Raw genomic sequence first — 22,018 nt, 5'->3', positions numbered from 1 at the left:
AAGCTGGTGCCGAAATGGCGGTCAGTCAAAGTCATGGTGATCGCGCCCGCCAACACGGGCATCACGGCAATCAACAAGTAAGCGGTGATGAGCCATGTCCAGGCGAACATGGGCATTTTCATCAAGGTCATGCCCGGGGCGCGCATGTTCAAGATGGTCACGATGATGTTGATTGAGCCCATGATGGAGGAGGCACCCAAGATGTGCAGCGCAAAGATCGCCGCATCCATCGAAGGACCCATTTGCAGGGTCAGCGGCGCGTACATGGTCCAACCGGCCGCAGGGGCTCCACCAGGCATGAAGAAGGAGCCCACCAACATCAAAGCGGCTGGGATCATCAACCAGAAGCTGAAGTTGTTCATGCGGGCAAAGGCCATGTCAGATGCGCCAATTTGCAGCGGCAGCATCCAATTTGCAAAACCCACAAAGGCCGGCATGATCGCACCGAACACCATGATGATGCCGTGCATGGTGGTGAACTGGTTGAACAACTCGGGATTGACAATTTGCAAGCCGGGCTGAAAGAGCTCAGCCCGAATGCCCAGCGCCAAAACGCCGCCCACCATCAACATGGCAAAGCTGAACAACAGGTACAAGGTACCGATGTCTTTGTGGTTGGTGGCATACACCCAACGACGCCAGCCCGCTGGTGCGTGACCGTGGTCGTCGTGTGCATGATCGTGATGGTCGAGAACGGCACTCATCTTGATTTCCTTTGCTAGCAGGGTGTACGGTACGGCTTATTTGCGGGCTGCCAAAACTTCAGCAGGTTGCACGATTTGCCCGGTCTTGTTGGACCAGTTGTTTTTGATGTAAGAGGTCACAGCAGCGATTTCGGTGTCCGACAGTTGCTTCCAGGCAGGCATGGCACCATTGCCCGCACCGTTGAGCATGACCGAAATCAAATTGGCGTGGTTGCCGTCCAACACAAGGGCGGAGCCGTCCAAAGCTTTGATGGCACCCCCGCCTTGGCCATTGGCTTGGTGGCAGGCCGCGCAGTTGGACGCATAGACTTTCTCGCCGCGCTTGGACAAATCGTCCAAGGCCCAGACTTTGCTCGGGTCATCGGCTTTGGCCAATTGTTTCTTGCGCTCGGTGTCCACCCAAGCGGCGTAGTCGGTGGCCGATAACACCTTCACATGGATGGGCATGTAAGCATGCTCTTTCCCGCACAACTCGGCGCATTGACCATAGAAATCGCCCGTTTTTTCAGCGCGGAACCATGTGTCGCGCACAAAGCCCGGAATGGCATCTTGCTTGATGCCAAAAGCAGGCACCATGAACGAGTGGATCACGTCGTTGGCGGTGGTGATGACACGCACTTTTTGGTTCACAGGAACCACCAAGGGGTAGTCCACTTTGAGCAAGTAGTTGTCACCTTCTGGTTTGCCCGCATTGGACATGGCGCGGTGGGAGGAGTCCAGTGTGGAGATGTAGCTCAGGCCCTCGCCTTCGCCATTGATGTAGTCGTAACCCCACTTCCACTGGTAGCCGGTGACTTTGACGGTCAGGTCGGCGTTGGTGGTGTCTTTTTGCGCCACCAAAACTTTGGTGGCAGGCAAGGCCATCAAAATCACAATCAAAAATGGCACAGCCGTCCAAACCACTTCGACCGTGATGGATTCGGTGAACTTGGCGGGTTTGTGTCCCACCGACTTGCGGTGTTTCCAAATGGAATAAAACATGACCGCGAACACCGCAATGAATATCACTGTGCAGATGATCAGCATCATCCAGTGCAACCATTGCTGCTCTGCGGCGATTCGGGTCACTGGCGGGTGCAAATTGAGTTGGTTGACTGCCGGTCCACCAGGCAAGTCGTTGACTGCATGCACAGCAGTGGCAACCCATGCACCTGCAAAAACGCCCGCACGGGACAGCAGCGAAGCCAATTGATTGGAAATATTCTTCATGGTTCTCACTAACTTCCAAGACTCTGTTGTATTCAAACCTTTGACAAACCGCATTTAGCCCAGCTTGCCACCAAACATCACACCGACCGCAGTGCTTTCCTGATTTCCCTTGCCAGCCCCTGCCTCTGCTCAGGCCGCACAAATCGGCCCACTTCGATGGAACGACCTTGACCCGACAACTCGATCAAGCTTTGATCGCCTGACTTGGGCTCTACCCGCACCCATTGGCGCTCAAATTCAGCCCGCTCTAAGCGACCCGCTGTCTCTAACTCAACCACCAAATTGCTGCCGTTGAGAGAGATCAACTCACCATCGGCAGCGTGGCGGGCATAAACCAAAAAAGCCAAGCCCACCACAATCACCTCGATCCCGGCAAAAGCCAGCACTAAAGTGGCCCCCAGCGACCAGAAAAAAGCACCTATACCCAAAGACACGGTGCACAAAGACAGGTAAAACCAAGCCAATTGAGTTGGTGTCACTGAGCAATTGCGTTTGAGCCGCCAATGTATGGCAGAACCTGACACTTGCGCCAATATGTAAGTCTGATTAGACATTGGTCAACTTTCATTAAGCTAACAACCGACAAGCCCGCATCGTGTCCAAAACCGGCGGATTTTACCTGAGATCAATCCATCTTTTGACAGCGCTCAAACTTTGCCCGCTATACCCCCACCAGAACGCAGCATATGCCGCATCTGCGCCAGATCGATTTGGGTTTGAGCCGCCATTTTCATTCGGGGTTTGGGTTTCAAGGCATGCCCGTAGACGATCTCAAAGCCCAAAGAAAGCCGCCCACCCGGTTGTGCCTGGGCCAATGTCAACAGGGCTGCATCCAATTGCGCCCGCCATCGCTTGCCGCGCAGGCCTGCAAAACGGTGGACATGCAGATTTCGGCCCATGGCGCGCAAATCTGTCAGCAAACTGTCAGGTGAGGCGTACGTCAAGGTGATGCGCTCCATGTCCATGACCGGCTCCGCAAAACCGGCCTGAACCAGCATGTCACCCCAATCGTGCATGTCGGTGAATTCGTGGGCAGGCTCTGGCCATCCGGCCTGAGCGTAAACGAGCCGAAGATCACGCAGGGTATCAGGGCCAAAGCAAGAAAACATCAAAAAACCGTCTTCTGCCAAGGTCCGATGCCACTCTTGCAGCAGCGCTTGCGGCTGTGGCGATGCATGCAACTGCATGTTGGCCCAGAGCATGTGTGCACTGTGCTCAGGCGGCATGCCCCAACGCAGCAGAGGAGCGCGCCAAGATCGCACGCGCCACCAAGGCTGCGCCAAGGCTTTTCGAGCGGTCTCGCCATGCCCAGGCTGAGCGCAGCGCATCCACACCTCGGACTTGGGGTAACGTTGCTGCAAGGCTTGGTGCGCGGCCAGGCCGCCGCTCAATGGTTCCCAGTGCACCCATTGCTGGGGTTGCAAACGGATGAAGTCCAAACGCTCTTGCATGCGCGAGGCGACTTCTTCGTGCAACCAAGGGGAAACACCCGCCTTGCTGGGCATGGCAAGCCAGCGCACTGCCGCAACAGGGTCTAAGGAGGGTGGGTGAATGTCTGAAGACATGGCGCGTGCTTGGGTGGGCGGCGATCGCCGCGAAAACGCTGGCCGGTCTGGCGGGCCACGCGCTTGTGTGAGTCTGAGCGCCTGAGTATATTGACATCATGCCGAACCCAGAGCGCACTGACGACAACTCCCCGCTGAGCGCTTGGCGGCTCGCTCGGCTATGGGCTTGCTTGCCCAGCCGCTGCGCCATTTGCCAAAGTTGGCCTCAGGCCCCGCTGTGCGAGCTGTGCATCCGCCGTTTTGCGCCACCGCGCCACCGCTGCTTGGCCTGTGCGCTGCCGGTGCCAGACGCGATCAGGCTTTGCGGTGCATGCGTGCTTGCACGGCCGCCTTTGGACCTTTGCCTGGCCGCGACCACCTATGCTTGGCCATGGGTCGATGTGATCGCACGCTACAAATTTCAAGAACAAGCGGGCTGGGACAGGCCCTTGGCCTCTTTGATGCGCACAGCGCCTGGGGCTCAAGACAGCTTGGATGCCGCCGACTGGGTCTTGCCCATTCCCCTGTCTGCCCAGCGCTTGTCGGAGCGGGGCTTCAACCAATCGTGGCTGTTGGCACGGCAGCTCAGCCCCCGAAAAGCCGATGCGAATTTGCTCTTGCGCACCCGCGACACCCCTTCACAGCGCACACTGCCCAGAGCCCAGCGGCTGGCCAACTTGGCAGGGGCTTTTGCCCTTGCGCCACTGCGCGCCGCCCAGCTGCGCGGCAAGCGGGTGGTGGTGGTTGATGACGTGATGACCAGTGGCGCTTCTTTGCACGCCGCCGCCCATGTGTTGCGCCAAGCTGGGGCCACGCACATCAGCGCCTTGGTGCTGGCACGCACCGATCTTGGCGGCTCCAATGGACAGTGAACACAGGCACCGCATCCCAAGCCCCTGCAGCGGGTACCCCCATGCCGGCCGCTTCAGGCCACGCGTGCAAGGCACAATACGCGCCATGTTTCACATCGTTCTGGTCGAGCCCGAGATACCGCCCAACACAGGCAATGCCATTCGCTTGGCGGCCAACACCGGCTGCACGCTTCACTTGATCGAGCCCCTGGGGTTTTCAATGGACGACAAACACATGCGCCGGGCGGGTTTGGATTACCACGAGTACGCCCGCGTCAAGCGGCATGCCGATTGGGCCGCGTTTGTGCACACTGAAAAGCCCGTCTCTGAACGCATGTTTGCCCTCACCACCCGCGCCAGTCGCCCCGCCCACCAAGTGGCATTTGCCCCGGGCGACTGGCTGGTGTTTGGCTCCGAGACCCGAGGTCTGTGCGCCGAGTTGCGTGAAAAATTCGCGCCCGCGCAACGCATCAAACTGCCGATGCGCGAGGGCCAACGCAGCTTGAATTTGTCGAATGCGGTGGCCATCACCGTTTTTGAGGCTTGGCGGCAGCAGGGTTTTTCGGGCGCTCACAGCCCACCGGACACAAGGATTCAGGCGTAAATGCGCACCAGCGACTCGGCTGCGCACACGGGTTTGGCACTGCCCTCGCGTTCGACCGTCACATTCCACTGCAACTGAAGACCATCGCCCTCAATGGGCGTGGCCGAATGCAAATGCAAATGCGCTCGCAAACGGCTGCCGACGGGCACAGGGGCCATGAAGCGCACTTTGTTCAAACCGTAATTGACACCCATGCGCTTTGTCTTGATGACGATGGTTTTGTCAAAAAACTGGGACAACAGCGACAGCGTCAAAAAACCATGGGCGATGGGCACTTTGAAAGGCCCTTGCTTGGCGCGAGCCTCATCCACGTGTATCCACTGCTGATCGCCCGTGGCTTGGGCAAACTGGTTGATTTGGTCCTGGGTGATGTCGACCCACTCGGTCGCCGCCACATCTTGACCCACACACGCGGCCAATTCGGCCAAAGTTTCAAAGGTTTTCATGGTGTTCACTTTATTCACCTTGCCGAATTCAAGGTGTCGATGGCGTGACACAGGTTTGCGGTAAGGTCAGGCCTTTTTGCATTGTTTTGAATTCATGTCAACCAGCCCGAACCTCCTCAGCCTGATCCAGCAACTGCCCCTGTTGGCCCACCGGGTCGAGCGGCATTTGTGGCTCAGCGATGCCCTGCACTGGATTCGGGGCTCGCGCACTTCACCGCATGAAGCCGCCGCTCGCCTTGGTTTGCTGGCAGACACTTTGCTGGCACGGCCTGAAAACACTCAAGCTTGGCAAACATGGTGGCAGGGCTTTTTGGCCGATGCGGATGCCACGCCCCTGTTGGCCGACTTGGGTTTTGCCTCTCGGGCCGCCTTCATGAGCGACTTGGGCAACCGTTTGCGGATGAAATTTTTGCCCTCAACACCCGATACCCGCGACTTGGGGGCGCTGTTTATATTTTTGCAACCTGAACCGTTTGACGTGCAATGGCTGCAACAACTGGACGAGCACACGCTGCACGCTTTGACCCGGCTTTGCTTGCCCGAGGCACCGACGCAGGCACCGCCCGCATTGCAAGCGAGCTTGATGGACGCCTTGACCTATTGCGTCGGGCAAGTCAACGCCACCGGGCACTCTGCAGAGATTCGCACCCGCATGGCCAGCCGGGTCGATGACACCCGACCGTTCCACGAACTGCCCATGGCGCTGGAGGCCTTTCGCCAAGCCCTGCAGCAAAACGGCCCGCACAGCACGGCCTGTCAAACAGCCGCCCAAAACCTCAAAGGCCAACTCGACGACTGCCGCCACGCCGCCTACACCGTGTATTCGCACCTGCAAGAGCACGGCATTTCGGTGGGGATTGTGTTCAAACTGCGGCAACTGCGCCACTTGGTGATCCGCTGCAAACACCTGCTGGAAGCTTTGCTCACCCACGCACCTGTGCCCGCCATGCTGGCCTTGTTGTCGCACCTGGCCCAAGTGAGCCACGACAGCCGCAGCATCGCCAGCCTGTGGGTGGCCAACAGCCACATGTTGGCCGAAAAGGTGGCTCAACGCAGCGCCGAAAGTGGCGAACACTACATCACCCGCGATGGTGCCGAGTACCGCCGCATGCTGGGCAAAGCATTGGGTGGCGGGGCCGTGATTGGCCTGACCACCTGGGTCAAGTTCGCCTTGTTGGGTTTGGCGCTTTCACCCTTTTGGGCAGGCTTGGCGGCGGGCACCAACTACGCCGTGTCTTTTGTGCTGGTCATGCTGCTGCACTGGACGGTGGCCACCAAGCAACCGGCCGTGACAGCGCCTGCCATGGCCGCCAAACTCAAAAACATCGAGGACGACATCGGCGTGACCAACTTTGTGGACGAGGTGGCCCATTTGTTTCGGTCGCAAATTGCCGCGATTTTGGGCAACTTGCTGGCCGTGGTGCCCGCTGTGTTGTTGATCTGCTGGGGTTTGCACCTGCTGGATCTGTCGCCCATGGTCGGCCAAGCCAAAGCCCAATCCGTGCTGGCATCGGTCCACCTGCTTGGCCCTACTGCCTTATACGCCGCCTTCACCGGTGTGCTGCTGTTTGCCTCCAGCATCATTGCGGGCTGGGTCGAAAACGCATTTGTTTTGCACCAACTCGATTCGGCACTGCGCTACCACCCCCAGTTGCGGCGCTGGATCGGGGTGCGCGGTGCCGACCGTGTCGGCCTGTATTTGCAACGCAACATTTCGGGTCTGGCGGCCAGCATATCGCTGGGCCTGATGCTGGGCTTGGTGCCGGTGGTGGCTTTGTTCTTTGGTTTGAACCTGGATGTGCGGCACGTCACCTTGGCAGCCGGTCAAATCACTGCAGCGCTGTTCGCGCTCGGCACCGATGCTTTGAGCACGCCCGAATTTGGCTGGGCTTTGGCCGGTTTGGCAATCATCGGCCCGCTCAATTTGGGGGTCAGTTTTTACCTGGCCTTTCGGGTGGCCTTGGCTGCGCAAAACGTCAGCATTGTCAACCGCAGCCGCATCCGCCAAGCGATTGGCCAACGCATCCAATCGCAGCCCCTGTCATTTTTCAGGCCCCCGCTAAAAAACGGCTCCTCCTCAGCGGGATGAACCGTCCTCGCTGGCGCGCCAGCGGGTCAACTCAGCGCGCAAGCGGGTCAGCTCGGCGCGGTAGTTTTCGGCATCGCCATAATCGGCGAAAGCATGGTAATGCGCATGGGCCTGCATGCGGCGGCGCGCATGTTTGATCGGGCACCAATACTTTTCGGTCAAGCCCACCACCTCACGGCCATAGGCCATCAAACCATTGCCATAAGCGCAATACGCGCAGTTGATTTTTTCCAACCAATTCAAATAGGCCAAGTGCGTGCGGTCGTACACAAAATAGCTGGACCGCTTGACGCGGGGCATGCCGCACAGGGGAAAACACACCCACTGGTACAGGGTGACAAAGGCATCGAGCAGCAGCATGGGCAACAACACGGGGTAAATGAAGGGCACACACAACACGTGCCGCCACTGTGCCGTGAACACGTAGCCCAGCCAACCTGCCTTGAACCGCTTTTGCTGCGCCAACACCTCTTTTTCAAAACGCACTTTTTGTTCTTCAAAGTCCGCCTCCCATTGCTGGCGACGGCTTTTGGCCTCTTGCTCAATGGCCAACTCCAATTGCTGAATGCGCTGCAAAAATTCTTGGATTTTGAGGTTCATGTGTCGTGCCTTGGATGGGCGTGTTGGCTCTGGCCGGTTGAAGTTTGGCAATACCGAGGCAAATGGGTGGCGTCTGCCATGTCCGACCCTGTCCCCCATTCATGGGTGTTGCTGGCATTTTCTCAAGGCCATCGCTGCACTCTGGAAGCCGGGTCTGCGCCCGGGATGACAAAGGCAGACAAGGGTTGACAAGAACAAGCCGCACACAGACGCTCTGCCAAAAACACCTTTTGCATGGCTGTGTGCTGCGTTGCCGCCATCAAACCACAGAAACAGCCTGGGGATGCCCTAAAATCAAGAACCTTTTTGGACTGAGAACTTCTGTTGTCACCCCCTTGCACCGCCACGTTGCCACAGCATGTCGCCATCATCATGGACGGCAACCGACGCTGGGCCAAAAAACGCTTCATGCCTCTGGCATTGGGTCATGCCGCTGGCGCGCAAAGAGTCAGAGACATCGCCAAAGCCTGCGCACAAAGGGGCATTGCGCAGCTCAGTCTTTTTGCGTTCAGCACCGAAAATTGGCGGCGTCCTGAAGAGGAAATCAGCAGCCTCATGGGTTTGTTCATGACCTACCTGAAAAATGAAGTGCGCAACATGAACGCCAACGGTGTGCGCTTGCGCGTGCTGGGTGACACCCGGCGCTTTTCAGACGCTCTGCAAGAACTGATCGCCGAGGCCCAAGCCCAAACTGCGGGCAACAACGCCCTCACCTTGAACGTGTGTGCCAACTACGGGGGGCGCTGGGACATGCTCCAAGCTGCCCAGTCTTGGCAAAGATCGCACCCCGATCTGAATTTAGACGCCCTCACCGAGGAGGCCCTGAGCGCACACCTCAGCACAGCGGGTGCACCCGAGGTTGATTTGCTGATCCGTACCGGCGGCGAGTCGAGGGTGAGCAATTTTTTGCTGTGGCAGGCCGCTTATGCCGAGCTGTTCTTTTGCGACGAACTTTGGCCCGACTTCACACCCGCCATGTTTGACCAAGCCTTGACATGGTTTGCCGCCAGAGACCGGCGGTTTGGCTCCTCTGCGCCCCTTTGAAGCCCAGGGCTTGGGGGTTTCAGGGTGCCAGGCAGTGGCGGTGACCTGCCCAGCCGCTTTGACATGAAAGAAACGCCGATGGGGACGAGCTGACGAGCTGAAGCTGGCCTGAGGGCAGCCGATTGGCAAGGATTTTCTCGGCTCGAGCCCAACAGCCCCAGCCTGCCCTTGCTTGCATCATCCGGGGCCTCGCCTTGAGTTCATGACCGTTAGGCCGATAACTCCACCTGGTGGTGCGCCACCTGAACCACCGTAGGACGCCCCAAAATCTCCAACAAAACGGCCACACGCTTGCTGGAAACATGGTGCACCAAACCCTCGATGGTGCCCAAAGCGGTGTGCCTGAGCCGAACCGGCTGGCCGACTTTGAGCGGATTCAAGGTCTCGATGGTGGCCTGCTCGCGGTCTTTTTCCATTTGGCGTATGTGGTGCACCACCTCGTTCGGCAACAACGCCGGCTCAAACCCAAACCGCACGATGTTGGACACCCCTTTGCTGTTGCGCACCACTGAAATACTTTGTTCTGCCCGGGTGGGTCGAAACAAAATATACCTGGGAAACATGGGCTCAAACAATGCCACTGGACCTTGTTCTGTTTTCTTGAATTTTTTAAACAGCGGCAAATAGACTTCAAACCCCTGTTGCGCCAAATTGAACTGCGCCACCGACTCCAACTTGGGTTTGGTGTAGGCCAAAAACCAGCGGTCCTTTACGGCTTGCACAACAGCAGACAGACTTTCATTTTCAAGAGCACGCATTGAGTAACTTGTCTCTGTGTTTAGGATGGGGCATTGCAGCGGTGCTGACCCCGCTGCAAAACTTCAGGCCACCAAAGCATAACCCCGCGAAAGCGGGGTTATGCAGACCAAAGGGGTCAAGCTGCGCACAAACCGGTTGATGCCATCACGCCCATCCGGATTGGCCGCTGACCCCGTGACTTTCAAGCAATGACAAAAGGCGCGCGGTCTTTGCCGTCGATCCATTTGGGGGCTTTGCCACGGCCAGTCCAGGTCTGTCCAGTTGACGCATCACGGTACTTGGCAGCCACCTTGCTGACGGTTTTGACAACACCGGCTTTGGAGGCTCGGCCAGGAAAGACATCTTGGGCCGTCAAACCATATTCGGCCACCAGTTCACGCACTTTGGCCACGGCACTGGCGATTTCATTTTGCCGCGCTTGGGCAATTGCCAACTCCAATGCTTCGCGTTGTTGTAACAACTCTTTGTAGGTTTGTGTCATGGTAAAAACTCCTATTAAAAATATGAAATATGGAATATACACCAACATCAGCCTGCCATCGCCAAATAAACCCATTTTTTCGGATTTAATTCAGCCCAAAGCCGATTATGAAGGCTGCAAAATGGTGAATTAAAGTCAGGCGATGCCATCGCACCCCAAAATGGCCCTTCAATTTCAATACGACAGGTGCAATATGGCTGTTTACTGGATCGGTGATATTCAAGGCTGCAACGCCGCTTTGGGCCGCTTGCTGGCGCTTGTCGATTTCTCACCCAGCCGCGACCAGCTCATCGTTTTGGGCGATCTGGTCAACCGGGGCCCGGACTCTGTGGGGGTGCTGCGCCGCCTGATGGGCTGGCAAGGCAGTGTGCAGTGCTTGCTGGGCAACCACGACTTGCATGCCTTGGCCGTGGCCAGGGGTGTGAGCAACAGCAAGCGGCAAGACACCTTGGACGGTTTGATGAACGCACCCGACCGCGAGGCCTTGCTCGACTGGCTGCGCCAACAGCACTTGGCCCTGTGGTCGCACGGCGTGTTGTCGGTGCATGCAGGGGTCTTGCCCGGCTGGACTTTGGCGCAAACATTGGCCTTGGCGCACGAGATGCACACCGTGCTGCGCGGACCAGACTTGTCCTTGTTTTTGACCCATATGTATGGCAACAAACCGGCTGCCTGGCACGATGACTTGGCAGGCTTGGACCGCTGGCGCGTGGTGGTCAACGCGTTCACGCGCTTGCGCTTTTGCGCGGCCGATGGCCGCATGGAGTTTGTCAACAAAGAAGGCGCTGCCAAAGCCCCGGCCGGTTTCATGCCTTGGTTTGATGTGCCGGGTCGGCGCACGGCTGACATCACGGTCGCATTTGGCCATTGGTCCACGCTGGGCTGGCAGGGCCGCAGCGATGTCTGGTCTTTGGACACCGGCTGCGTTTGGGGCGGTTGCCTGAGCGCCATGCGCCAAGGCGATGACGGGCTACGCAGCTTGGTGCAAGTGGCGTGCGAGCAGGCGCAAAAACCCGGTTGAGCAAACCCCTCAACCGGGTTTGAGCAAAACCACCAAGGCCCCAGCCCCCCCTTCGGCGGGCTTGGCCTGCACAAAGGCCATGACCTGGTTTTTTTGCACCAACCAGCTGTGCACCTTGGACTTGAGCACCGGGGTCTTGCCGGGCGAGCCCAAGCCTTTGCCGTGCACCACACGCAAACAACGCAAGCCGTGGCGCTGCGACAAGCGAATGAATTCGGACAAGGCCAATCGGGCCTCATCGCTGCGCAGGCCATGCAAATCGATCTCACGTTGAATCGACCAATCACCCTTGCGCAGTTTGTGGATCACGTCGCGGCCAACGCCGGGGCGTCTGAAGCTCAGCGCATCGTCTGTGTCGAGCAGGGTGCTGGCGTCAAACTCGTCGCTCAGGCAGTCGCGCAGCACCGCTTCGTTGTCCAGCTGGCGTTGGTGCGCGATGGGCTCTGGACTGGGGCCCACCAAGCTCACTTGGTCATGGTCTGGCAAGCGTTGCACCACGCCCACGGCCCTGACAAACAAATTGCTTTCAGCCTCGCGCTGCCGGGCCACCAAGGCCTGAGCAGCGGCCAAGGCTTGGGCCTGGGCTTGCGCTTGGGCCAATTTTTGGCGCACTTTTTTCAGGTCTTGCAGTGCATTGATTTTCACAAAGGGCTCCTGGCTGGGCCATCATGGACAGGGGCCAAGCGCTCACACATCCCGGGCGCGTCAAGCGCCACGGTTGCGCATCCAATCGGCGGTCTTGAAAAAGCTGGCGTTCAAGCGCTCGCGCAGCACGGGGTCCAGGTTCAGCTCGGTCATGGCCTGGTCCATACAAGCCAGCCACTGGTCACGCTCCAAAATGCCAATCGAAAACGGCATGTGCCGCATGCGCAAACGCGGGTGACCAAAGCGCTCGGTGTAGTGCGCGGGCCCGCCCAGCCAGCCGCACAAAAACCAAAACAGTTTGTCGCGGGCCCCCTCCAAACTGCTGCCGTGCGCATCGCGCAGGGCTTTGTAGCCGGGCTCCATGTCCATCAGATCGTAAAAGCGATCGGCCAAGCTGCGCACAGCCCCCTCGCCGCCCGCCCAAGCAAAAGGCGTGTCAAAAGGAGGCTTGTCTTCGAGGTTCATGGGGTGCGATTGTGCCGAGTTGCAAAGGGCCTTGGCACAGCAGGATCACTGTGTGGCTTGGCGCAAAGTTTGCACCACTGGCTGGCGCAAGACCCCGGCCAGGCTCAGGCTGCCCGCGCCCCAGGCCAACAAGGCTCCGGCCAAGCCCCCCGCCAATGGGGCCCACAAAGGCGGCTGCCAAGCGAACTCAAAAGCATAGCGGGCCAACACCCAGCCCACCAACAAGGCCATCGCGCTGGCCATGAAGCCCGCCAACCAACCAAGGCCCAAAAGCTCGGTGCGCTGTACCTGCGCCAACAGACTGCGGCCCGCGCCAAGCGCACGCATGATGGCGTACTCGCGTTCGCGCGCTTGGCGGCTTGCACCCACAGCGGCCAGCAAAACCATCAAGCCCGCGGCCAAGGTGAAGGCAAACAAAAACTCCACCGCACGGATGACCTGGTCCATCACCCGCTGCACCTGGGCCAAGGTGCTGCGCATGTCGACACTGGTGATGTTGGGAAATTCATTGACCATGGCGTTTTCAAAACCCGGCTGACCCTGAGGTGAGCGAAAAGCGGCCATGTAAGTCATGGGCAAGTCGGGCATTTGCGACACCGGAAAGAGCATGAAGAAGTTGGCCCGCATCGAGGCCCAGTCCACCTTGCGCAATGAAGTGATGCGCGCCTCGTGCGGCTGACCGGCAATGTCAAAACCCAAACGGTCACCCAGCTTGAGCCCCAGGTCTTGGGCTATGCCCTCCTCCACACTCACGCCATCGGCCTCATCGTTTTGCCAACGCCCGGCCACCAGCGGGTTGTGCTCGGGCAAGTTGGCACTGTGCGAGAGGTTGATCTCTCGGTCCAAAAAGCGCTTGCCGCGGTCTGCCGCCATGTCGTCTGCACCCAAAACACGGCCATTGACGGCCACCAAGCGGCCCCGGATCATGGGGAACCAATCGGGCGATTGGACCCCCGCTTTGTTCAAGTGCGCCAAAAACGCCTCGGCCTGATCGGGCTGCACATTGATGACAAAACGGTCCGGCGCATTCACCGGGGTGGCTTGACGCCAACTGGCGATCAAGTCGGTGCGCAACAACACCAGCAAGGCCAGCGCCAACAAGCCCACCGACAAGGCACTGACCTGCACCACCGCAAAAACTGGCCGCGCCGCCACTTGGCGTGTGGCCAGTCGCAACCAGCGCGGCGCTGCTTCGTCGGGCACCGCGCGGCGCAGCAACCACAAAGCCGCAGCGGCCATGGCCGCAAACACCAGCAATGCCAGCGCAAAGCCGCCCACGGTGATCAGGCCCAAAGTCAGGTTGCGGCTGACCATCAGCAAGGTGACGGCAAAGCCAATCAAACCCATCGCCAGCACCAAACCTGAGCGCACCTGCACGTGTCCTAAGTCACGCCGAATCACGCGCAGCGGGGGCACTTGCGCCAACTGCAACACCGGCGGCAGGCCAAAAGCCACCAGCAGCGTCAGCCCCATGGCCATGCCCATCAGCGCAGGCTGCCAAGTGGCAGCGGGCAAATTGGCCTCGACCAGCCCCGCCAGCAAGTGCACAAAACCCAAGTGCACGCCGTAGCCGACCAACACCCCCAGCACGCTGGCCACCAAGCCAGCGCCCAAAAACTCCAGGCCATAACTCAAAGTGAGTGTGCGCTGGCTTTGCCCCAGTACCCGCAACAAAGCGCAGGCGTCCAGTTGGCGCTCGGCAAAACTGCGTGCCGCCAAAGCCACCGCCACCGCGCACAGCAAAGCGGCCAACAAAGCCACCAAGTTCAAAAACTGCGAGGCCCGGTCCAAGGTTTGACGCATCTCGGGGCGGCCGCTTTCCAGCGATTCAACCTTCACGCCGCGCACATCGAGCTTGTCAACCTCGGCCTTGGCCCATGGCAAAAACTGGCCCACGGCCGCATCGCTGCCAGCCACCGCCATGCGCCAGCTCACACGGCTGGCCGGTTGCACCAAACCGGTCGATGCCAAATCGGCCATGTTCATCATCACGCGCGGCGCAAAGGCCATGAAACCAGCCCCTCGGTCGGGCTCGCGGGTGATGGTGGCGCCGATGCGCAGACTGCGCTCGCCCAAATGCAAGCTTTGGCCCAAACGCAGATCCAAGGCCTCGAGCAAAGCGGCATCGACCCACACTTCGCCCTCGGGCGGAATGCCGGGGCCGCGTGGGTCTGCTCGCGCATCCGGCGCAGGCAAAGCGGCTGCAGGCTTGGCTGCCTCATCGGCCGGGCCAGCGATCTCCATCCGGCCGCGCAAAGGGTAACCCGCCTCGACCGCCTTCAAGGACACCAAACGGGTCGCCGGCGGCGCTTGAACTTGGGCATCGGCAGCCGAAACATCGGCCGCTGCGCTGCCCAGGTCAGGCTGCATGGCCCGCGCCATGGTCGGAAAACTCACATTGGTATTGCTTTGCAAACCCGCATCGCGGGCTTTTTGCACAAAAGCCTCAGGCGTGCGCTGGTCGCTCACCACCACCGCGTCGCCCCCCAGCAGTTGGCGCGCATCGCGCCACAGGCCTGTCTGCATGCGGTCGGCCAGAAAACCCACCGCCGTCAAAGCGGCCACCGCCAGCGCCACCGACACCATCAACAAGCGCAACTCACCCGCCCGCAGGTCGCGCCACAACTGGCGCGCACCCAGCTTCAAACCATGCATCCAAGACTGATTGTTCATCCCCTGACCATAACCGAGGGGCGAAGGTCTGGCAGGGCTGGGGGCTTGCGTCGGGCCCGCGCTCAGGCATGCCCATGCATGGCTGCAAAAGACTTGGCGTCAAGGCGTGGCTTGCACGCCCTAGCCCTGCAAAACACGGGTTTACCAATGAAAAAGGCCGTTCACAAAATGACAGTGAACGGCCTTGGATCGTGTCTTGGTGGTGATAGGTGGATTTGAACCACCGACATCAGCATTATGAATGCTGCGCTCTAACCAACTGAGCTATATCACCAAGGGCATGGCTTTGAAACACACCAAGCCCAAAATTATACACAACAAACGCACCACTGACAGACCCTGCAGCGCCGTGTGCGCGTGCCTGACGGGTGTCCCGGTGCTTGAGCGGGTGCGTGACAATGCGGCTGTGTCATTTTGATGCCCTGCGTTCTTGTTTCACACCATTTTCACCTTGCAAAGCGCCATGACCACACCAGCAAATCAGCAAGCTGCCCATTTGATTTGGGCCCATTGGCAATCGGGCCAAGTGCTCAGCGCCCTGCCCGAAGCCTGCCGCCCCATGACAGCCGCCCAAGGCTACGCCGCCCAAGCCCAACTGCCCGCCGTGTCTGGCCGCCAAGTGGTGGGCTGGAAAATCGCCGCCACCAGTGCCAACGGGCAGGCGCACATCAACGTGCGCGGCCCTCTGGCCGGTCGCTTGTTGTCTGGCCAGGTGTTTGAAAGCGGCGCCAGCGTGCCGTCAGCGGGCAACCGCATGCGCGTGGCCGAGCCGGAATTTGCTTTTGCCATGGCGCAAGACCTGCCACCGCAAGCGGCGCCCTATACCCAGCAACAAGTCATGAACGCGGTGGCCAGCTTGCACCCGGCCCTGGAGGTGCCCGACTCGCGGATGGAGCCCTTTACCGCAGCGGGAGAGGCGCAACTGCTGGCCGACAACGCGTGTGCGCGGCACTTTGTGCTGGGCCCGGCCGCGCCCGATGTCTGGCGCGATCTGGACTTGAGCGCCTACCCGGTGCACGCCCAAGTCCAGCGCGGCAGCCAACTGAAGTACACCCGTGAGGGCACAGGCGGCAAGGTGCTGGGCGACCCGCGCATCGCCCTGACCTGGCTGGCCAACCAGCTGTCGAGCTTGGGCATCACGCTGCAAAAGGGCCATGTGGTCACCACCGGCACCTGCATGGTGCCGCTGGAGCTGCAGCCGGGCGACAGCGCCAGCGCAGATTACGGCGTGCTGGGCAGCGTGCACATGGTTTTTTCGGAGACTTGAACCATGACCAAACCCACATTGGCCCTGATCGGCACGGGCGGCACCATCGCAGGCGCGGCCAGCACTGCATCAAACAGCACCGATTACCAACCCGCCAGCCTGAGCCTGGCGGCCGTGCTCGACACCGTGCCCGAGCTGCGGCAGCGCTACGGCATCCAAGTCACACAGCCCATGCAGCTGGCCAGTTACGACGTGCGACCAGCGCATTGGCTGGACTTGCATGCCGCCGTGATGCTGGCTGTCCATGATCCCGATGTGGCGGGCATTGTGGTCACGCACGGCACCGACACACTGGAAGAGACCGCCACCTTTTTGCACCTGAGCGTGGACACGCACAAACCGATTGTGGTGGTGGGCGCCATGCGCCCGGCCACCGCTTATTCGGCGGACGGCCCCGCCAATTTGCTCGACGCCTGCAGCGTGGCCGCCTGCCCCGGTGCACAGGGGCGAGGCACCTTGGTGGTCATGAATGGCCGCATCCACTCAGGCCTGTGGGTCGCTAAGCGCCACGTCAGCAGCGTGGAAGCTTTTGACAGCCCGCTGGCCGGTGCGCTGGGCGAGGTGGCCGACCAAGCGGTGCAATGGTTCCGCGCTGCAGGCCGTGCCCCCACTGTGGCTTGGCAATCCCCCGCCACGTGGAAGACGCCTTCAGCCTGGCCCCGCGTGGACATTGCCGTGGCCTACGCGGGCGTGGACGAGACCGCCCTGCTCGCCTTTGTGGCCGCTGGCGCGCAAGGCATTGTGCATGCCGGTTTGGGCAATGCCAACACGCCCACGGCTTACCGCGCGCTGATTCAGTCGCTGCCCGGCCAAGGCGTGCTGGTGGCGCGTTGCGCCCGTTTCATCACCGGCAGCGTGACGCGGGCCAGTGTCTACGCCGATGCCCAACATGGCATTTTGACAGCGGGCCCTTTGCCGCCGCACAAGGTGCGCATCGTCCTGTTGCTGGGCCTGGCGCATGGCATGAAGGGGCCTGAAATTCAAGACTGGATTGACCGCATTTTGCGCACAACATGAAGCTGCCATGCGCTTTGGGCCCCTCAGACCGACCCGACCGACCCGGCCGACCTGTGCGGCTTTGACCTGTCGCCCAAATGACCGCCCCTGAGCCCAGCGAACAGCACATGGCCGACACTTGCAAGCAACTTTTTAACCCCACCAACAGGATCAAACCATACTGAAATTCTTCTTCAACGCCGCCCCCAACCCCATGAAGATCGCCCTTTTGCTGGAAGAGCTGGGTCTGGCCTTTGAGGCCGTGCCGGTGGACACGCGCAAAGGTGAGCAGTTTGACGCGGCATTTTTGGCCGTCAACCCCAATGCCAAAGTGCCCGCCATCAGCGACGGCGAGGTGACCGTGTTCGACAGCAACGCGATCTTGTTGTACCTGGCCGAGCGCGAACAAAAGTTCATGCCCAGCGTGAGCCAAGCCAAAGAGCGTGGCGCGGCGCTGTCTTGGTTGCTGTTCATCGCCAGCGGCATTGGGCCGTTTTCGGGCCAGTCGGTGCACTTTCGCCATGCGGCACCCGAACCCAAAGCCTACGCGTTGAACCGCTACGACTTTGAGGCCCACCGCCATTGGACGGTGCTGGAAAAACACTTGGCACAAAACACCTACATGCTGGGCGAGCACTACAGCATCGTTGACATGGCCTTGTGGGGCTGGGCGCGCCTGCTGCCCTATGTGCTGGGCACGGGCGAGGCCACCTGGACCCAGTACCCCCACATCAAACGCCTGCTCGATCTGGTCAACGCCCGCCCCGCAGCGCAAAGGGCTGAAGCCTTCAAGGCGAAATACACCTTCAAAACAGAGATGGATGCGGACGCCAAGAAATTCATGTTTCCGCAAAATGAGCGTTTGAATCAAGCTTGAAGTCGGGTTTGGCCCCGCAACTCACGCATACCTCAAGCGCAAATCCCGCTTGAGCAGCTTGCCGCTCGGGTTCTTGGGCAAGGTGTCGGTGAAGAGCACGCGTTTGGGGCACTTGAAACCGGCCATGTGTTGGGCGCAGTGGGCGATCACCGCCGCCTCGTCCAGCGTCTGCCCTGCTTTGACCACGATCACCGCCGTCACGGCTTCGACCCACTTAGGGTCGTGCAAGCCAATCACCGCCACTTCGCTCACCTGCGGCAGGCGGTAGATCATTTCTTCGACCTCGCGGCTGGCCACGTTTTCGCCGCCGGACTTGATCATGTCCTTCTTGCGGTCCACCACCGTGATGTAACCCTCCGCGTCGATCAGCCCCAAATCACCGCTGTGGAACCAATCGCCCTCAAACGCCGCCCGGGTGCGCTCGTCGTCATGGAAGTAGCCCAGCATCAGGTGCGGCGAGCAGTGCACGATCTCGCCCACCTCGCCCACGGCCACGTCCTGCATGGCGTCGTTGACCACGCGGGTCTCCACGTTGCGCACCGCTTTGCCGCATGAACCCAGTTTGCGCAACTGGTCTTCAGGGCCAAGCAGGGTGGCCAGTGGCGCGATTTCGGTCTGGCCATACAGGTTCCACAAACGCACCTTGGGCAAGCGCGCAGCCAGTTCTTTGAGCACCTCGACCGGCATGATGGACGCGCCGTAATAGCCCTTGGCCAGCTTGGAAAGCTTGCCCGCATCCATCAGCGGCGAGCGCAGCAGCGCAATCCACACCGTGGGCGGCGCAAAAAAGCTGGTGATGCCAAACTTTTCGATCATCGGCAACAGGTTGTCGGGCGTGGGCTTGGACGTGATGACGTTGGTGCTGCCCATGTAAATGGCCGGGCCAAAAAACACATCGAGCTGGGCGCAGTGGTACAGCGGCAGCGCGTGCAGGGCCACGTCAGCCTCGGCGATTTCGGCGTCGATCACGCAGCTGACGTATTGCCACATGACGGCGTCGTGCGTGAGCTGCGCGCCTTTGGGCGAGGACTCGGTGCCGCTGGTGTAGACGATCTGCGCCACGTCATAGCTGCCCAGCTGCAAGTCGGGCAAGGCGTCGGTGCAGGCGGCCAGCGTGTCAAAGCTGTGCATGCCCGCCACGGCTTGACTCGGGTCTTCGGACGGCAACCAGATGAATTGCTGGACTTTCGTGTCGCGCTTGGCTGCAGCCTGCGCCAGCTCGGCCAAGCCGCTGTCGGTGGCCAAGGTTTGGGCACCCGCGTGGCGCAAAATGAAAGCCACCTCTTCGGCCTTGAGCATGAAGTTGATCGGCACCATGACCGCGCCCCGACGGGCCAGCGCAAAGCGCAGCGCGGCAAATCCGTGCGAATTGCGCGCCAACACCGCCACCTTGTCGCCCTCGGCCACCCCAATGCTGGCCAAGCCTGCGGCCAGGCGCGTGACCAGTGCGTCGAACTGGGCATAAGTCCAGCTGGTGCTGCTGCACACAATGGCGGTTTTGGCGGGTAAACGAAGCGCGGTGCGGCGCAGCGCGTCGGCGATGGTTTGGCGGCGAACCGCGGGGTGGAGTGATTGCGACATGGGAAGGCATCCTGCGTGGCTATGATGGCGCGATTGAACACCAGACCCACGAGATTTCCATTGGCACTTCCCCCTCCCTCCCCCCGCAAACTGTCACATACGCGAACCGTGGTGTTCCAAGGCTACGACCGCGAAGACGGTCTGTGGGACATTGAAGCCCAACTGACCGATGTCAAGACCTTCGGTTTTGAAGTTTCCAACGAACGGCCCTTTCCAGCCAAAGAGCCGATCCACAACCTGAAAATTCGCGTGACGCTCAACGACCAGATGGTCATCCAGGACATCGCCACGTCGATGGACGACATCCCGCACCCGGAATGCGTGGGCGCGCCACACGGCATGCACAAGCTCATCGGCTGCACCATGGGCCCGGGCTGGCGCAAAGTCATCAACCAGCACGTGGGCGGCACCAACGGCTGCACCCACCTGCGCGAGATGCTGTTCAACATGGCCACTGCCGCCTACCAAACCCTGCCGGCTGGCCAATGGCAGCGCCGCAAACTGGCAGGCCAGCCTCACCCCGAAATGACCCAAGCGCCCTACTTCCTGGGCCAATGCCACAGCTGGGCCCACGACAGCCCGACGGTGCAGCGGGCGTATCCGATGTTTTTCAGGCCGAAGGGGTCTGACGGGTCTGAGGCGTCTTGACCCGGTCAGATTGGCAAGCCTAGGCCCTGTGCATAAAATCTCTCCACACTTGCACTGCCACCATTTATGAAACCCTCTGCAGCACTGGCGGCCCACCGCAGCGAAATACGTGACATCGTTCTGGCGCACAGAGCGGTGAATGCACGCGTGTTTGGTTCGGTCGTGCACGGCCTGGACACGGACGAAAGTGATCTGGACATTTTGGTGGACACCACGACCAACACCACCTTGTTTGACCTGGGAGCCATTCGCTACAAACTGCGGAACTTGCTGGGGGTGCCTGTTGACGTGCTGACGCCTGATGCATTGCCTGACAAATTCAGACACATCGTCATCGCCCAGGCGCGCCCCGTATGAGTCGTGATCCGCTGCGCTTGCCTGACTACCTGGACCACATTCTTGAGGCGATTGATCGAATCCAGCGGTACAGCGCAGATCTGGACAAAACAGGGTTTATGTCCACCCCACTGGTTCAAGATGCCGTCATCCGCAACTTTGAGATCATTGGCGAAGCCAGCCGGAACATCGAACGCCTTGCACCCGACTTTGTGAGCGCCCACCCTGAATTGCCGCTGTCGTTTGCCTATGACATGCGCAATGTGCTGGCGCATGGCTATTACAAAGTAGACCTTGGCGTCGTCTGGAAAACCATTGAGCGGGATTTGCCTGATCTGCATGAACAAGTTTCTATGGCCAGAAAAGACATCCGCTTTTAACCCGTCATCTCTACTTCCCACGCCATCAATACAGACAGTCACTGACGGTGCAGCGGGCGTATCCGATGTTTTTCAGGCCAAAACTGGCCGATGACACCACAGCCTGATGGATCGTCCACCGGATAATGCGGGCTTCGCCCATGCGGCAAGACCCTAGGAACCTGTGTGAAATTGTTTGGCGCTCTGTATGACCGCGTGATGCTGTGGAGTCGGCACCCCAAGGCCCCCTGGTTTTTGGGCGGCATCAGCTTTGCGGAGTCTTCGTTTTTCCCGATCCCGCCCGATGTGATGCTGGCGCCCATGTGCGTGGCGCAACCAAAGCGTTGGTTCCGTTTTGCCATGATCACCACCCTGACCTCGGTGGCGGGGGGTGTTTTTGGCTACGCCATTGGCGTTTGGGCCATTGATGCCGTCATGCCCTGGGTCACGCAAGCCGGTTGGGCACCCAAGATCGAGTTGGCCAAAGCCTGGTTTGCGGACTGGGGGTTTTGGGCTGTGCTGCTGGCGGGCTTCTCGCCCATTCCCTACAAAGCCTTCACCATCGCGGCCGGCAGCATGGCCATGCCGCTCTTGCCCTTTGTGCTGGCCTCGTTCATTGGCCGTGGCGGCCGCTTCTTTTTGGTCGGCTGGCTGATGGGCCGCTTTGGCCCCAGCATGGAGCCCAAGCTGCGCCCCTTCATGGAGTGGCTGGGCTGGGGCACGGTGGCCTTGGCCGCTTTGCTCTACGCCTACTTTCAGCTGCGCTGAACGGCTGCGGCGGCGCTGGGGCTCGTGACCCCTTGGTGAAGCCGCTGCAAA

The 22,018-nt window shown here is 60.1% G+C and carries 24 protein-coding genes and 1 tRNA gene; 12 read left to right on the top strand and 13 right to left on the bottom strand.

Annotated elements, in window-relative coordinates:
• From ACIQ39_RS04580 to ACIQ39_RS04565, 4 genes are all read right to left on the bottom strand, one after another.
• A partial coding sequence (locus ACIQ39_RS04580; RefSeq protein ID WP_396433428.1) for a cbb3-type cytochrome c oxidase subunit I occupies nucleotides 1–704 on the bottom strand: 704 nt, incomplete at its 3' end.
• A gap of 36 nt (nucleotides 705–740) precedes the next feature.
• Nucleotides 741–1,913 carry a cytochrome c oxidase subunit II gene (gene coxB / locus ACIQ39_RS04575; RefSeq protein WP_396433427.1) on the bottom strand — a complete coding sequence of 391 codons (1,173 nt, stop codon included), beginning with the start codon at nucleotides 1,911–1,913 and terminating at the stop codon, nucleotides 741–743.
• Nucleotides 1,914–1,990: 77 nt separating this feature from the next.
• Nucleotides 1,991–2,467 (bottom strand): DUF2244 domain-containing protein, encoded by a 477-nt coding sequence (locus ACIQ39_RS04570; RefSeq protein WP_396433426.1) that lies wholly within the window; start codon nucleotides 2,465–2,467, stop codon nucleotides 1,991–1,993.
• Nucleotides 2,468–2,560: 93 nt separating this feature from the next.
• Nucleotides 2,561–3,478: a class I SAM-dependent methyltransferase gene (locus tag ACIQ39_RS04565; RefSeq protein WP_396433425.1), complete on the bottom strand. Its 918-nt coding sequence runs from the start codon at nucleotides 3,476–3,478 to the stop codon at nucleotides 2,561–2,563.
• A 98-nt stretch (nucleotides 3,479–3,576) separates the two neighbouring features.
• Between ACIQ39_RS04565 and ACIQ39_RS04560 the strand changes: the two genes are divergently transcribed.
• Complete coding sequence (locus tag ACIQ39_RS04560; protein WP_396433424.1) at nucleotides 3,577–4,329, top strand: phosphoribosyltransferase family protein; 753 nt, start codon at nucleotides 3,577–3,579, stop codon at nucleotides 4,327–4,329.
• 85 nt (nucleotides 4,330–4,414) lie between these two features.
• On the top strand, nucleotides 4,415–4,912 hold the full coding sequence (locus ACIQ39_RS04555) for a tRNA (cytidine(34)-2'-O)-methyltransferase (protein WP_396433423.1): 498 nt from the start codon (nucleotides 4,415–4,417) through the stop codon (nucleotides 4,910–4,912).
• On the opposite strand, the gene ACIQ39_RS04550 is transcribed toward ACIQ39_RS04555, so the two are convergent.
• Nucleotides 4,903–5,358: a MaoC family dehydratase gene (locus ACIQ39_RS04550; RefSeq protein WP_396433422.1), complete on the bottom strand. Its 456-nt coding sequence runs from the start codon at nucleotides 5,356–5,358 to the stop codon at nucleotides 4,903–4,905. The genes ACIQ39_RS04555 and ACIQ39_RS04550 overlap by 10 nt on opposite strands.
• Nucleotides 5,359–5,452: 94 nt before the next feature.
• On the opposite strand from ACIQ39_RS04550, the gene ACIQ39_RS04545 reads away from it, so the two are divergent.
• A complete protein-coding gene (locus ACIQ39_RS04545; RefSeq protein WP_396433421.1) occupies nucleotides 5,453–7,447 on the top strand; it encodes a site-specific recombinase in 1,995 nt (664 codons plus the stop codon).
• Here ACIQ39_RS04545 and ACIQ39_RS04540 read toward each other — a convergent pair.
• Nucleotides 7,436–8,047, bottom strand: coding sequence for a hypothetical protein (locus ACIQ39_RS04540; RefSeq protein ID WP_396433420.1), 612 nt, complete (start codon nucleotides 8,045–8,047; stop codon nucleotides 7,436–7,438). The genes ACIQ39_RS04545 and ACIQ39_RS04540 overlap by 12 nt on opposite strands.
• A gap of 324 nt (nucleotides 8,048–8,371) precedes the next feature.
• On the opposite strand from ACIQ39_RS04540, the gene uppS reads away from it, so the two are divergent.
• Nucleotides 8,372–9,091, top strand: a complete 720-nt coding sequence (gene uppS / locus ACIQ39_RS04535) for a polyprenyl diphosphate synthase (RefSeq protein WP_396433419.1) — start codon at nucleotides 8,372–8,374, stop codon at nucleotides 9,089–9,091.
• A 209-nt stretch (nucleotides 9,092–9,300) separates the two neighbouring features.
• On the opposite strand, the gene ACIQ39_RS04530 is transcribed toward uppS, so the two are convergent.
• Together ACIQ39_RS04530 and ACIQ39_RS04525 are read right to left on the bottom strand one after the other, a co-directional pair.
• Nucleotides 9,301–9,849: a transcription termination/antitermination NusG family protein gene (locus ACIQ39_RS04530; RefSeq protein WP_396433418.1), complete on the bottom strand. Its 549-nt coding sequence runs from the start codon at nucleotides 9,847–9,849 to the stop codon at nucleotides 9,301–9,303.
• A 182-nt stretch (nucleotides 9,850–10,031) separates the two neighbouring features.
• A complete protein-coding gene (locus ACIQ39_RS04525) occupies nucleotides 10,032–10,331 on the bottom strand; it encodes an H-NS family nucleoid-associated regulatory protein (RefSeq protein WP_396433417.1) in 300 nt (99 codons plus the stop codon).
• A 193-nt stretch (nucleotides 10,332–10,524) separates the two neighbouring features.
• On the opposite strand from ACIQ39_RS04525, the gene ACIQ39_RS04520 reads away from it, so the two are divergent.
• Entirely contained in the window at nucleotides 10,525–11,352 is an 828-nt protein-coding gene (locus ACIQ39_RS04520; RefSeq protein WP_396433416.1) for a symmetrical bis(5'-nucleosyl)-tetraphosphatase, read from the top strand.
• A 9-nt stretch (nucleotides 11,353–11,361) separates the two neighbouring features.
• Here ACIQ39_RS04520 and ACIQ39_RS04515 read toward each other — a convergent pair whose 3' ends face one another.
• The 4 genes from ACIQ39_RS04515 to ACIQ39_RS04500 all read right to left on the bottom strand — a co-directional run bounded on the left by ACIQ39_RS04515 (nucleotide 11,362) and on the right by ACIQ39_RS04500 (nucleotide 15,409).
• Nucleotides 11,362–11,997 (bottom strand): Smr/MutS family protein, encoded by a 636-nt coding sequence (locus ACIQ39_RS04515; RefSeq protein WP_396433415.1) that lies wholly within the window; start codon nucleotides 11,995–11,997, stop codon nucleotides 11,362–11,364.
• A 60-nt stretch (nucleotides 11,998–12,057) separates the two neighbouring features.
• On the bottom strand, nucleotides 12,058–12,462 hold the full coding sequence (locus ACIQ39_RS04510; RefSeq protein WP_396433414.1) for a group II truncated hemoglobin: 405 nt from the start codon (nucleotides 12,460–12,462) through the stop codon (nucleotides 12,058–12,060).
• 45 nt (nucleotides 12,463–12,507) lie between these two features.
• The gene (locus ACIQ39_RS04505) at nucleotides 12,508–15,135 is read right to left on the bottom strand and encodes an ABC transporter permease (protein ID WP_396433413.1); all 2,628 of its coding nucleotides are present in this window, start codon (nucleotides 15,133–15,135) and stop codon (nucleotides 12,508–12,510) included.
• Between the two features lie 197 nt (nucleotides 15,136–15,332).
• Nucleotides 15,333–15,409, bottom strand: a tRNA-Met gene (locus ACIQ39_RS04500).
• Nucleotides 15,410–15,598: 189 nt separating this feature from the next.
• Between ACIQ39_RS04500 and ACIQ39_RS04495 the strand changes: the two genes are divergently transcribed.
• The 3 genes from ACIQ39_RS04495 to ACIQ39_RS04485 all read left to right on the top strand — a co-directional run bounded on the left by ACIQ39_RS04495 (nucleotide 15,599) and on the right by ACIQ39_RS04485 (nucleotide 18,275).
• The gene (locus ACIQ39_RS04495; protein WP_396433412.1) at nucleotides 15,599–16,402 is read left to right on the top strand and encodes a 2-keto-4-pentenoate hydratase; all 804 of its coding nucleotides are present in this window, start codon (nucleotides 15,599–15,601) and stop codon (nucleotides 16,400–16,402) included.
• 3 nt (nucleotides 16,403–16,405) lie between these two features.
• Entirely contained in the window at nucleotides 16,406–17,419 is a 1,014-nt protein-coding gene (locus ACIQ39_RS04490; protein ID WP_396433411.1) for an asparaginase, read from the top strand.
• 157 nt (nucleotides 17,420–17,576) lie between these two features.
• The gene (locus ACIQ39_RS04485; protein WP_396433430.1) at nucleotides 17,577–18,275 is read left to right on the top strand and encodes a glutathione S-transferase family protein; all 699 of its coding nucleotides are present in this window, start codon (nucleotides 17,577–17,579) and stop codon (nucleotides 18,273–18,275) included.
• A 21-nt stretch (nucleotides 18,276–18,296) separates the two neighbouring features.
• Here ACIQ39_RS04485 and ACIQ39_RS04480 read toward each other — a convergent pair whose 3' ends face one another.
• A complete protein-coding gene (locus ACIQ39_RS04480) occupies nucleotides 18,297–19,856 on the bottom strand; it encodes an acyl-CoA synthetase (protein WP_396433410.1) in 1,560 nt (519 codons plus the stop codon).
• A gap of 108 nt (nucleotides 19,857–19,964) precedes the next feature.
• Here ACIQ39_RS04480 and ACIQ39_RS04475 point away from each other — a divergent pair, with 108 nt between their 5' ends.
• From ACIQ39_RS04475 to ACIQ39_RS04460, 4 genes are all read left to right on the top strand, one after another.
• Nucleotides 19,965–20,504 (top strand): DUF2889 domain-containing protein, encoded by a 540-nt coding sequence (locus ACIQ39_RS04475; RefSeq protein ID WP_396433409.1) that lies wholly within the window; start codon nucleotides 19,965–19,967, stop codon nucleotides 20,502–20,504.
• Nucleotides 20,505–20,570: 66 nt separating this feature from the next.
• On the top strand, nucleotides 20,571–20,861 hold the full coding sequence (locus ACIQ39_RS04470) for a nucleotidyltransferase family protein (RefSeq protein ID WP_396433408.1): 291 nt from the start codon (nucleotides 20,571–20,573) through the stop codon (nucleotides 20,859–20,861).
• Nucleotides 20,858–21,220, top strand: a complete 363-nt coding sequence (locus ACIQ39_RS04465) for a DUF86 domain-containing protein (protein ID WP_396433407.1) — start codon at nucleotides 20,858–20,860, stop codon at nucleotides 21,218–21,220. The genes ACIQ39_RS04470 and ACIQ39_RS04465 overlap by 4 nt, the downstream gene beginning before the upstream one ends.
• A 165-nt stretch (nucleotides 21,221–21,385) precedes the next feature.
• Nucleotides 21,386–21,967, top strand: coding sequence for a YqaA family protein (locus ACIQ39_RS04460; RefSeq protein WP_396433406.1), 582 nt, complete (start codon nucleotides 21,386–21,388; stop codon nucleotides 21,965–21,967).
• The last annotated feature ends 51 nt before the right edge of the window (nucleotides 21,968–22,018 follow it).

The organism is Limnohabitans sp. (assembly GCF_044361645.1).
In the GTDB taxonomy this organism is placed as follows: domain Bacteria; phylum Pseudomonadota; class Gammaproteobacteria; order Burkholderiales; family Burkholderiaceae_C; genus Limnohabitans_A.
Note: the sequence above shows the minus strand (reverse complement) of the source record. Positions and strands in the feature narration are given on the sequence as shown.

Coding starts and splice junctions, on each gene's coding strand:
- coxB (WP_396433427.1), bottom strand. CDS start 1,913: ATGAAGAATATTTCCAATCAATTGGCTTCGCTGCTGTCCCGTGCGGGC.
- ACIQ39_RS04570 (WP_396433426.1), bottom strand. CDS start 2,467: ATGTCTAATCAGACTTACATATTGGCGCAAGTGTCAGGTTCTGCCATA.
- ACIQ39_RS04565 (WP_396433425.1), bottom strand. CDS start 3,478: ATGTCTTCAGACATTCACCCACCCTCCTTAGACCCTGTTGCGGCAGTG.
- ACIQ39_RS04560 (WP_396433424.1), top strand. CDS start 3,577: ATGCCGAACCCAGAGCGCACTGACGACAACTCCCCGCTGAGCGCTTGG.
- ACIQ39_RS04555 (WP_396433423.1), top strand. CDS start 4,415: ATGTTTCACATCGTTCTGGTCGAGCCCGAGATACCGCCCAACACAGGC.
- ACIQ39_RS04550 (WP_396433422.1), bottom strand. CDS start 5,358: ATGAAAACCTTTGAAACTTTGGCCGAATTGGCCGCGTGTGTGGGTCAA.
- ACIQ39_RS04545 (WP_396433421.1), top strand. CDS start 5,453: ATGTCAACCAGCCCGAACCTCCTCAGCCTGATCCAGCAACTGCCCCTG.
- ACIQ39_RS04540 (WP_396433420.1), bottom strand. CDS start 8,047: ATGAACCTCAAAATCCAAGAATTTTTGCAGCGCATTCAGCAATTGGAG.
- ACIQ39_RS04530 (WP_396433418.1), bottom strand. CDS start 9,849: ATGCGTGCTCTTGAAAATGAAAGTCTGTCTGCTGTTGTGCAAGCCGTA.
- ACIQ39_RS04525 (WP_396433417.1), bottom strand. CDS start 10,331: ATGACACAAACCTACAAAGAGTTGTTACAACAACGCGAAGCATTGGAG.
- ACIQ39_RS04520 (WP_396433416.1), top strand. CDS start 10,525: ATGGCTGTTTACTGGATCGGTGATATTCAAGGCTGCAACGCCGCTTTG.
- ACIQ39_RS04510 (WP_396433414.1), bottom strand. CDS start 12,462: ATGAACCTCGAAGACAAGCCTCCTTTTGACACGCCTTTTGCTTGGGCG.
- ACIQ39_RS04505 (WP_396433413.1), bottom strand. CDS start 15,135: ATGAACAATCAGTCTTGGATGCATGGTTTGAAGCTGGGTGCGCGCCAG.
- ACIQ39_RS04495 (WP_396433412.1), top strand. CDS start 15,599: ATGACCACACCAGCAAATCAGCAAGCTGCCCATTTGATTTGGGCCCAT.
- ACIQ39_RS04490 (WP_396433411.1), top strand. CDS start 16,406: ATGACCAAACCCACATTGGCCCTGATCGGCACGGGCGGCACCATCGCA.
- ACIQ39_RS04480 (WP_396433410.1), bottom strand. CDS start 19,856: ATGTCGCAATCACTCCACCCCGCGGTTCGCCGCCAAACCATCGCCGAC.
- ACIQ39_RS04470 (WP_396433408.1), top strand. CDS start 20,571: ATGAAACCCTCTGCAGCACTGGCGGCCCACCGCAGCGAAATACGTGAC.
- ACIQ39_RS04465 (WP_396433407.1), top strand. CDS start 20,858: ATGAGTCGTGATCCGCTGCGCTTGCCTGACTACCTGGACCACATTCTT.